The organism is Mesorhizobium sp. M0618, assembly GCF_040320765.1.
Taxonomy (GTDB): Bacteria; Pseudomonadota; Alphaproteobacteria; order Rhizobiales; family Rhizobiaceae; genus Mesorhizobium.
Window position 1 is genome coordinate 1 of sequence record NZ_JAMYQH010000076.1, and the last position, 1,052, is coordinate 1,052.

Below are 1,052 nucleotides of genomic sequence, written 5' to 3' on the forward strand. Positions count from 1 at the left end.
TAGAGCGGTTCACGGCTTGATGGAATCGAAGGGGATTCCCGATTTGTCTGTTTTGTGATTCAAGATGCTGGCTGGAGTGGAGGCCAGCATCTGATGACCCGACCTCTTTCCAATGACCTTCGCGAGCGGGTTGTGGCGGCGGTTTTGAGTGGTGAAAGCCGCCGGTCTGCCGCCAAACGGTTCGGCATTTCGGTTTCGGCCGCGGTAAAGCTGTTGCAGCGCCATGAGACGACCGGCTCGGTGGCACCGGGCAAGATGGGTGGACACCGCAAGAGAGTGCTGGAGCCGCACCGTGCCTTCATCGAGGCGCGTATACGTGAGACGCCGCATCTGACGCTGTACGGTCTGAAGGATGAGTTGGCCGGGCGCGGGGTCAAAGTCTCGCACAATGCGGTGTGGCTGTTCCTGCGCCGCGAGGGCCTGAGCTTCAAAAAAAACGCTGTTCGCCCTTGAGCAGGCGCGCGCTGATATCGCCCGCAGGCGCCAGCGATGGCGATCCTGGCAGACCGGCCTCGATCCGCAGCGCCTGGTCTTCATCGATGAGACCTGGATCAAGACCAACATGGCTCCGCTGCGAGGTTGGGGGCCGAAGGGCAAACGGCTGCGCGGCCTGGCTCCGCACGGCCACTGGCGCACGTTGACCTTCCTTGGCGCGCTGCGCTGGGATCGGCTCGCGGCTCCTTGCGTCTTCGACGGCCCGATCAACGGCCAATGCTTCCGTGCCTATGTCGAGCAGCAGCTCGTCACCGTTCTGAAGCCTGGCGACATCGTCGTCATGGATAATCTGGGAAGTCATAAGTCGGCAGCCATCAGGCAGATGATCAAGGCTGCCGGCGCCAGGCTTTGGTATCTGCCGCCCTACTCTCCAGACCTCAATCCGATCGAGCAGGCCTTCGCCAAGATCAAACACTGGATGCGCCAGGCTCAGAAACGAACCGTCGAGGATACGTGGCGCCACATCGGCCACCTCGTCGAAACAATCGAGGCAGCCGAATGCAAGAACTACTTCGAAAACGCCGGATACGCTTCCGTCAAAACGTGAAAGGCTCTAG

Annotated in this window: 1 protein-coding gene; it reads left to right on the forward strand. The window is 60.9% G+C overall.

What is annotated here, in order from left to right; genetic code table 11:
* The first annotated feature begins 93 nt into the window (after window positions 1-93).
* Window positions 94-1,042, forward strand: a protein-coding gene (locus NKJ04_RS33580; protein ID WP_352629000.1) for an IS630 family transposase whose coding sequence is annotated in 2 segments (ribosomal slippage) — window positions 94-429 and window positions 431-1,042 — 948 coding nt in all. Because the reading frame shifts where the segments join, the coding sequence is not laid out codon by codon here.
* Window positions 1,043-1,052 lie beyond the last annotated feature (10 nt).